General features: G+C 72.3%; 6 protein-coding genes. 5 read left to right on the forward strand and 1 reads right to left on the reverse strand.

The genetic code is table 11. From position 1 onward, the window contains the following. Positions 1–27 precede the first annotated feature (27 nt). On the reverse strand, positions 28–792 hold the full coding sequence (locus AB0G11_RS40550) for an AraC family transcriptional regulator (RefSeq protein WP_219507961.1): 765 nt from the start codon (positions 790–792) through the stop codon (positions 28–30). A gap of 560 nt (positions 793–1,352) precedes the next feature. Between AB0G11_RS40550 and AB0G11_RS40555 the strand changes: the two genes are divergently transcribed. From AB0G11_RS40555 to AB0G11_RS40575, 5 genes are read left to right on the forward strand one after another with little or no spacing between them, the layout of a single operon-like run. After that, entirely contained in the window at positions 1,353–1,874 is a 522-nt protein-coding gene (locus tag AB0G11_RS40555) for a SigE family RNA polymerase sigma factor (RefSeq protein WP_219507959.1), read from the forward strand. Positions 1,875–1,887: 13 nt separating this feature from the next. After that, positions 1,888–2,457, forward strand: a complete 570-nt coding sequence (locus AB0G11_RS40560; RefSeq protein WP_357592005.1) for a DUF5987 family protein — start codon at positions 1,888–1,890, stop codon at positions 2,455–2,457. Beyond that, on the forward strand, positions 2,454–4,100 hold the full coding sequence (locus AB0G11_RS40565) for a GMC family oxidoreductase (protein WP_219507956.1): 1,647 nt from the start codon (positions 2,454–2,456) through the stop codon (positions 4,098–4,100). The genes AB0G11_RS40560 and AB0G11_RS40565 overlap by 4 nt, the downstream gene beginning before the upstream one ends. A gap of 2 nt (positions 4,101–4,102) precedes the next feature. Next, positions 4,103–5,167: a carboxymuconolactone decarboxylase family protein gene (locus AB0G11_RS40570; RefSeq protein WP_357592007.1), complete on the forward strand. Its 1,065-nt coding sequence runs from the start codon at positions 4,103–4,105 to the stop codon at positions 5,165–5,167. After that, a complete protein-coding gene (locus tag AB0G11_RS40575; protein WP_357592009.1) occupies positions 5,164–5,967 on the forward strand; it encodes a TIGR03084 family metal-binding protein in 804 nt (267 codons plus the stop codon). The genes AB0G11_RS40570 and AB0G11_RS40575 overlap by 4 nt, the downstream gene beginning before the upstream one ends. Positions 5,968–6,168: the final 201 nt, after the last annotated feature.

The following is a 6,168-nucleotide window of genomic DNA, read 5'->3' on the forward strand; positions in this document are numbered from 1 at the left end:
CGTCTGTGTCGGCCGTCCGTACGCAGATCAGCCGGTGGCGCCGCCGGCCGAGGTCACCAGGTCGCGCAGGGCGAGCAGGACCGGCGGGTCGAGCGGGCGCATCGGCTGGAGCCGGACGTCGGCGCGCCTCGGCCCGCTGCCGGCGGCCACCGTGATCGGCCCGGAGCGCGCGATGCACAGCGTGCCGTCGCCGGCGGGCGGCAGGTGGATGGCGTCCTCGCGGCCCGCGGCCACGGACTGCGCGATCAGGTGCCAGCGGCCCTCGGGCACGTTCTCCAGCACGTAGGGGCCGGGGCCGTCGGTCACGGTGAAGCTGACCGGGCGGCCTTCGAGGATCTGGTCGGGGAACAGGCCGGCGAAGACCGGCTGGCCGGCCAGCGGCGAGGTGACGACGCCGGTCAGCGTCGTCGTCGCGCCGGGCGGCGGGCTCTCCCCGCCGCCGGCCAGCGTCCGGGCGGTGATGCCCAGGTGCTGGCGGTACTTGCTGGGCGGCAGGCCCACGCTGTGCGTGAAGCGCGAGCTGAAGGTGCCCACGCTCGAATAGCCCACCTGGTGGCTGATGTTGGTGATGCTCAGCGAGGTCGTCGCGAGAAGCCGCTTGGCCTCGCGTAACCGCACCGCCGACAGGAACCTGCCGGGCGAGAGCCCCGTGACCCGCTGGAAGACGCGGGAGAAGTGGAACTTGCTGAACATCGCCGTGCGGGCCATGTCGTCGATCGTGAGCTGCTCCCCGAGGTTCTCCTGCATGCTCTCGATCACCCGCATGACCGCTCGTTCGATCACGTCGTCCATTTGTCCTCCCGGGTTGAGGAGGGGTTCGGGCAATCCCGGATGAAATCGCCCCCGAATGGCGGCCGAATTCTTCTCCCGGATTGCGGCGATTCCTCGATCACCCTGGTCGGTGCGCATTCTCGGCATTAGAGACCGAATGGATTTCGGCTGCCTACTGCTACACGCGGCGACGCGCGGGGAAAGCTGCATCGGACGGCGATTCATTCGAAAGAAATTTTGGGTGACCGGCCGGTCGCACTGAGTGTCGGCGGCGCCGGGGCGGTGGTCAGCGGTCTGCTCATTGCGCGAGCATACGTTCGGGCCGGTCGGCGTAGGGGCCGTGCGCAGGGGAAATAGGGGTGCCGGCGCCGCGAATAGGGGTGCCGCCCATTTATCGCCGGCTGCTTCCGGCCGGCAGTGTGACTCAAATCTAAATCAGGGGTTGCCGCACGGCAAATAGGGATGGCCTGCGGATAAGGGCATACCGGCCGCCGGTAGGGGTTGTGACGTTCCTATGGGCAGGACAAATTCGGGGCAAAGAGTTCGAATGCGACAACGCCGATGTGGGATGAGTGTGAACAATGGCCGCAGCGCGAGAGGACGGGGATTTCGCGCGATTCGTCCGGCGGAGCCGACCGGCTCTCCGGCGCACCGCCTACCAGCTCTCCAAGGACTGGTACGAGGCCGACGACCTGGTCCAGCGCACGCTGATCGCGCTGCACAAGCACTGGGACACGCTCGACGGCCACGACAGGATCGGCGCCTACGCGCGGCGCGTCATGCGACGGCTGTTCCTCAGCGACCGCAGGACCATGCGCTGGACACGCGAGGTCCTCATCGGCGCGGTGCCCGACACCCCCACCACCTCCGACCCGTACCTCCTGGTGAGCGAGCGCCTGGCACTGATGGACGCCCTCGCCGGGCTCGGCCCGCGCCAGCGGGCCACCCTCCTGCTGCGCTTCTGGGAGGACCGCAGCGTCGAGGACACCGCGCGCGTCCTGGGCAACGAGTCCTCCACCGTGCGCAGCCAGACCACCCGCGCGCTGAACGCCCTGCGAGTGGCGCTCGACGGCGCCTCTGATCAAGACCCGAACCGCCTCTAGACAGGGAACGCCCATGGCCTCACGGAAACCGGACGACCACCAGGACAGGACGACGACGCTGGAGGCGTTCGCCGACACGATCATCCCGGGCGAGAAGCGGTACGCCGGCGACCTGGCCGTCGCGGGCGTCAGCCGGGGAGGCGGCGCCGTCCAGGCCGGCGCCATCGAACTGCTCGAATGGGACGCCACCGGCCTGACCGGCGGGCTCGACGACTTCGCCGCCGCGCTCAACCGCCACGCCGCCGCCTACGCCGCCGAGCACGGCCTGGCCGCCGAGGACGGCGTCCCGCCGTTCGTGTCGCTCACGTACGACGACCGCGCCGCCGTCGTGCGATGGCTCACCGCGCCCGGCCACCCCGAGAAGGCCCTGTGGGTCAGCCTCGCCCTCTTCTGCAACATGGCCTACGACTCGGCCGCGCACCTGAGCACCGCCGAAGCCCTGGCCGCCGGGCACCCCGGGCTCACCGCCATGGGCATCACCCGGCCCGACCCCGACGGCCTGTGGAGGTTCCGCGCCTGGTCCTACGGCAGGCCGCTGGCCGACGTCCACCCCGCAACCACGCCCTCCGGGAGCCCCGCATGAACAGCGTCGAACGCACCGACGTGCTCGTCGTCGGAACCGGGTTCGGTGGCGCCATCGCCGCCTACCACCTCGCCGCGGGCGGCGCCAAGGTCGTCATGCTCGAACGCGGCCCCTGGCTGACCAGCGGTGACTTCGAGCACGACTACAAGCTCGGCTCCTCCTACACGCGCATCTTCGACTTCGTCGTCGGCGACGGCATGAGCGTGCTCGGCGGCAACTGCGTCGGCGGCGGCAGCGTCGTCTACTTCGCCGCCATGCCCCGCGCCCCCCGCTTCGTCTTCGAACGCCGCGGCAGCATCCGCCGCCGCATGTGGCCGCGCGCCATCGACCGCGACAGCCTCGACCCCTGGTACGACCGCGTCGAGGAGTCCATCCCGATCACCCAGCAGGGCTGGGACGACGTCTCGTACGCGGGCGGGCTGTGGGCCGCCGCCTGCCGCCACTCCGGCCGTACCGCCAACCCGGTGCCCGCCGCCGTCGACACCTCCACCTGCGTCAACTGCAACTGGATGATGGCCGGCTGCCGCTTCGACGCCAAACAGTCGCTGCTGCTCAACTACCTGCCTGCCGCCCTCGCCCACGGCGCCGAGATCCGGCCGCTGCACGAGGTGCAGAGCATCTCCAGGACCGACGACGGCGGCTACCGCGTCCACTACGCGCACGTCCACGACGAGGACTACCGCCTGACCGAAGGCGCCGGGACCATCGACGCCAAGATCGTCATCCTCGCCGCCGGAGCCGCCGCCACCCCCGTCATCCTCCAGCGCAGCGAACCCGCGCTCGGCCCCATGCCGCACGGCGTCGGCCGCTACTTCTCCGGCAACGGCGAACGCCTGAACACCGCCGTGCTCAACGAGGACCGCGTCCGCGACGTCCTCGGCCTGGAGCGCGGCGACGGCCTCGGCTACGCCGCCAACCAGATCGGCAAGGGCCCCACCGTCGCCAACTGGGACCGGCTCGACGCCTCGCTGCCCGAATACTCCCGGTACTCGCTGGAGCAGCTCTACTTCCCGCCCGGCCTCGGCACCATCCTCGCCCTGGCCGAGGACGGCTCCTGGTTCGGCCCGCGCAAGAAGGAGATGCTCGAACGCTGGCAGTCCTGGCTGATCATCTTCCAGATGATCGAGGACGACAACGAAGGCGTCTTCGGGCCGCCGCCCCAGCGCGGCAACTCCGACCGGCTCTCCCAGCAGATGCTCGGCGTCGGCCGCCTCACCTACAAGCCGACCGCCAACACGGTCGCCGCCTGGGCCATGGCCGACGCCGAATGCAAGGAGATCCTCGAACGCGACGGCCTCGCCACCGTCACCCCGTGGACCAACGACCTCGTCGGCGCCTACACCGTGCACCCCCTCGCCTCCTGCCGCATCGGCGACGACCCGCACACCTCCGCGCTCGACGACCGCCACGAGGTACGCGGCCACCCCGGCATCTTCGTCACCGACGGCTCCGCCGTGCCCGGCGCCCTCACCGTCAACCCCGCCATGACCATCTCCGCCCTCGCCGAACGGGCGATCCCCGGCATCGTCGCCGCCGCCCGCGAACGCGGCGTCGACGTCACCTACGGCGCCCCCGCCCCCGACGGCTCCACCAGCGGCCGGCGCGGCGCCGCCCACCTGGTCCCCGACCTGATGCGGAGATAGCCGTGGGCGCACTCCTCAGCAGGATGACCGCGCCCGGCACCCTCGCCCAGGTCCGCCACGTCACCCCGGTACGGCCCGGCGCCGCCCGCGGCCTCGTCGCAGGGGTGTACGCCCAGGTCGAACGCGACTTCGGCATGCTCGCCCCGCCCGTGATCCTGCACTCGCCCGCGCCGGAGACGATGGCGGCCTGCTGGCTGCTCCTGCGCGAATCGCTGCTCGCCTCCGGCACGGTCAGCCGCGTGCTCAAGGAGGTGGTCGCCACCGAGGTGTCGGCCGCCAACACCTGCCCGTACTGCGTGGACGTGCACCGCGCCACCCTGCGCGCCATCTCACGCCACGAGGACCCCGGCACCCGGCGCACCGCCTCCTGGGCCCGCGCCTGCGGCCTCAAACAGACCGCGGAACGGCACGAACCGCCGCTCCTCGTCGGCCACAGCCGCGAACTCCTCGCCGTCGCCGTCACCTTCCACTACCTCAACCGCATGGTCAACGTCTTCCTCGGCGACTCACCCCTGCCCCCCGAGCTGCCCCGAGGCGCCCGAGGAGCCGCGCTGCGCCTGTTCGGCGCCGTCATGCGGCCCGCCGCCCGCCGCTCCCGCCGCAAGGGCGACTCCCTCACCCTGCTCCCCGCCGCCCCCGTGCCCGCCGACCTCGCCTGGACCAGAGGCACCCGGCACATCGAAGGCGCCTTCGCCCGAGCCGCCGCCGCCGTCGAGACGGCCGGCGCCCGGCGGCTCCCCGAACCCGTACGCGACCTCGTCACCACCCACGTCACCACCTGGGAAGGCCACCCGCCCGGCCTCGGCCGGAGCTGGGCCGACGAGGCCGCCGCCACCCTCCCCCCGGCGCAGCGGCCCGCCGCCCGCCTCGCCCTCCTCACCGCCCTCGCCTCCTACCAGGTGGACGCCGGCGTCGTCGCCGCCTACCGCGCCGGCGACCCCGACCCGCAGGCGCTCGTCGAGACCACCGCCTGGGCCGCGCTCACCGCCGCCCGCCGCGTCGCCGCCTGGCAGCCCCTCCAGCGAGACCCGATCAACACCGCAACCGACGAGAGGACACTCCCATGACCGAGCTCGAGGTCGTGCTCGACGACCTGACCGCGGACGGCGAACAACTCGACCGCCTGGTGTCCGGCCTCGACCCGGACCAGTGGAACCTGCCCACCCCCGCGCCCGGCTGGACCATCCACAACCAGGTCGCCCACCTGACCTTCATCTTCCGCCTGGCCACCGCCGCCGCCACCGACGCCGCCCGGTTCGAGGCCATGACCGCCGGGGCGCAGCAGAACTTCGACGGCGCCGTCAACGCCGCGCTCAAGGACTACGACGACGACACCCCCGACACCCTCCTCGCCCGCTGGCGGGCCGAACGCGCCGCCGTCGTCAAGGGCCTGGCCGCCGTACCGCCAGGCAACACCGTGCCCTGGCTCGTCAACCCGCTCCCGCCCATCGTCCTGGCCTGCGCCGGCATCATGGAGCAGTTCGCGCACGGGCAGGACATCGCCGACGCCCTCGGCGTCACCCTCGAACGCACCGACCGGCTCCGGCACCTCGTCGTCTTCGCCGTCCTCACCCAGGACTTCGGCTACCTCTCCCGCGGCCTCACCCCGCCCGGCGTCCAGTTCCGCTTCGAGATCACCGGGCCGTCGGGCGAACTGTGGGCCTACGGGCCCGAGGACGCCGAGAACCGCATCGCGGGGCCGGCCACGGACTTCTGCCTCCTCGTCACCCGCCGCCGCCACCGCGACGACGTCGCCGTCACGGCCACGGGCGCCGAGGCGGACCGCTGGCTCGACATCGCCCAGTGCTACCGCGGCCCCGCCGGCGCCGGCCGCCAACCGGGCCAGTTCCTCCCGGTGTCCCACTAACCCTCCCCCCAGGCCCCCGCCCACCCGACCGGACGGGGGCACCCACCCGGGGCCTCCACCCGCCCCCGGGCCTTCACCCACCCCGGGGCCTCCACCCACCCCGGGGGCCCGAGGAGTTCGGCCTGGTCATGGAGAAGGGCAGCGCGATCAAGTCGTGCGTCGACAAGGCCGTCGAGACGCTCAAGTCCAAGGGTGAGCTGG

Origin of the sequence: Nonomuraea sp. NPDC023979, assembly GCF_040639085.1 — a bacterium.
Taxonomy (GTDB): Bacteria; Actinomycetota; Actinomycetes; order Streptosporangiales; family Streptosporangiaceae; genus Nonomuraea; species Nonomuraea ceibae.

What these genes read in the sequence shown, in the direction of transcription:
- AB0G11_RS40550 (WP_219507961.1), bottom strand. Translation starts at nt 792, where the DNA reads ATGGACGACGTGATCGAACGAGCGGTCATGCGGGTGATCGAGAGCATG.
- AB0G11_RS40555 (WP_219507959.1), top strand. Translation starts at nt 1,353, where the DNA reads ATGGCCGCAGCGCGAGAGGACGGGGATTTCGCGCGATTCGTCCGGCGG.
- AB0G11_RS40560 (WP_357592005.1), top strand. Translation starts at nt 1,888, where the DNA reads ATGGCCTCACGGAAACCGGACGACCACCAGGACAGGACGACGACGCTG.
- AB0G11_RS40565 (WP_219507956.1), top strand. Translation starts at nt 2,454, where the DNA reads ATGAACAGCGTCGAACGCACCGACGTGCTCGTCGTCGGAACCGGGTTC.
- AB0G11_RS40575 (WP_357592009.1), top strand. Translation starts at nt 5,164, where the DNA reads ATGACCGAGCTCGAGGTCGTGCTCGACGACCTGACCGCGGACGGCGAA.